Raw genomic sequence first — 2,080 nt, 5'->3', positions numbered from 1 at the left:
GCGGGCGAGGGCAACGCCAAGGCCTTGGGCATGAGTGGCCAGAGCACCGCCGCAGTGGCGACCGAAACCGTGGCTGTGGCGGCCTTGATCAGCGCCTCGGCGCCGTAGGCCGGAACCCAGAAGGTGATTAGGTCAAGGCAGTGCCCGGCGCCACCGAGCAGAATATAGGCGGCGAACAATCAGAACACTGGCCGAAACACGAGGCCGCGGCGGCGGCGCGCAAAGGTAGCTAGCGCCAAGGGAATGGAGAATTAGGTGAGGCCGATCGCTATGTCGGCGACCGCATGGGTCCAGATCAGCCAGGGCTCCCAAATCAGGCAGGAGCCGTGTGGCGTCAAGCCTGAGGGGTCGAACAGCCAGCGGGCAGGGTTAGAGATCAAGTGACTTTCATCCGGTTCCACGGCGAGTTCCGACCGGAGACCGAAGAAACGCGGGGCAAGACTCATCGCGGCGGGTGGCAACGGAATCGAGAGGTCCAGTCGAGCGCGCTTGAGATGGGCGGAGACAACGGCCAGGGTCGGACTGTTTCAGTCAGGAAAGATAAAGGTTAGCGCGGTAGCCGACGACGCTGATTTGGACACCGGGAGGTTGAGCCAGCCAACCGGATGCACGCACTTTGTATCGGATCGCGGAACTCGTGTGGTAAGCGCACACGGAGCGATAGTAGATTGCATGCCCTGATATACGATGCGATCAGAGAAGGTCCCGATCTCCCGGTGCGGCTTGGAGTTCAAAGGTGAATGACTTCAGATACCCTTGCTGCCGATGACGAGGTGCGGGCTGCGCCCTCAACTTGCGGATCGGCAGCCGCGGTGGGCTGCACCGCAGCCCCCTCCCGTCGTGGCATTGATGTGGCGAGGCAGAACCGGTCCGCGTGGGCTTCATGTAAGCGCAGCAGGACACACTGGGTGGTGACGCGGTGTCCGCTGTGCATGGTGGGCGAGTAGGCGTGCCGCTCCTCACGCGGTCACACGGGGGCATGCTGGGCGGCGACGCTACGAGGGCCCTTGGCCTGCGGGTGTACCTCATCGCCCTCGTCCTTGCTGTCCTGATCCCCGCGCTCGGCCTCGGCGCGGCCACTGCTTGGCACATGGCCCGGAGCTACCGTGCCGCTTCCGAGGAGCGCCTGACCGACACCGCCCGAGCCCTGGCACTGGCCCTCGACCGCGAGGTTGAGGGGCATGCCGCAGCCCTTGCGGCTCTTGCCGCCTCGCCCCTCCTCGACGGGGACGACCTCGCCGGGTTCTACGCCCATGCCCGCGGCGCGGCGGAGGCGGTCGGGACGCCCGTCGTCCTCGTCGGAGCAGACCTTCGCCAGCGGCTCCACACCGCGCACCCCTTCGGCCTCCCGCTCCCGCCCACAGGCGCGACCGCGGCGGTGCGCGCCGCACTGGACACCGGCCGCCCAGCCGTCAGCGATCTTCTCGTCGGCGCGGTCCTCGGTGTGCCCGTCGCCCCCGTGGTGGTCCCGGTTGTGCGCGAAGGCCGCCCGGGGGCGGCCCTCGTTGCCCCTGTAGCGCCCGCCCGCTTCTCCCGCCTGCTCGCCGCGCAAGCGCTCTCGGGCGGCGCCTTCGCCACACTCACCGATGGCCGCGGCGTGGTTGTGGCGCGTTCTGCGGACGCTGAAGCGTTCGTCGGCCGCGCGGTGCCCGGCTGGTTCCCCAACGCGGCTGCTGGTAAGGAAGCGGGCGTGCTCAAGGGACGTGCTCTGGCCGGGCACGACGTAATTTTGGCCTTCCGTCGCCTCGCCAGCGCGCCCGGCTGGACGGTGGCGGTCGCTGAGCCGCTGGCGGCCCACGAGGCAAGCTGGCGAGACCCTCTTCTAGCCCTGGGGGCTGGAGGCGCCGTGACGTTCCTCGCCGCGCTCGCCGCGGCGGCGTGGCTGGGGCGACGTATCCTGCGGCCCGTGCGCACATTGGCGCGGCAAGCCGAGGCGGTGGCCGCCAGTGGCGGGGAGGCCTCGGTCCCGGACAGCATCCCGGTCCATGTGGCGGAGTTTGAGGCCCTGCGGCTATCCATGCGCCGGGCTGACGCGGCGCTGCGGGAGAGAGAGGTACGGCTGCGGGCCATTGTGGACACC

General features: G+C 69.0%; 3 protein-coding genes. 1 reads left to right on the top strand and 2 read right to left on the bottom strand.

The window, feature by feature from the left end; translation table 11 throughout:
* Window positions 1-179, bottom strand: a 179-nt coding sequence (locus EP26_RS39075; protein WP_456303890.1) for a hypothetical protein, incomplete at its 3' end; no start/stop codon positions are given.
* 72 nt (window positions 180-251) lie between these two features.
* Window positions 252-380: a hypothetical protein gene (locus tag EP26_RS38415; protein ID WP_281177172.1), complete on the bottom strand. Its 129-nt coding sequence runs from the start codon at window positions 378-380 to the stop codon at window positions 252-254.
* Between the two features lie 569 nt (window positions 381-949).
* On the opposite strand from EP26_RS38415, the gene EP26_RS30630 reads away from it, so the two are divergent.
* Window positions 950-2,080: PDC sensor domain-containing protein (locus EP26_RS30630; protein ID WP_157033990.1), on the top strand; the 1,131-nt coding region annotated here is incomplete at its 3' end.

The organism is Belnapia moabensis DSM 16746 (assembly GCF_000745835.1).
Lineage (GTDB): Bacteria > Pseudomonadota > Alphaproteobacteria > Acetobacterales > Acetobacteraceae > Belnapia > Belnapia moabensis.
The sequence above is the reverse complement of the archived record's forward strand: the minus strand, read 5'-3'. Positions and strand labels throughout refer to the sequence as shown.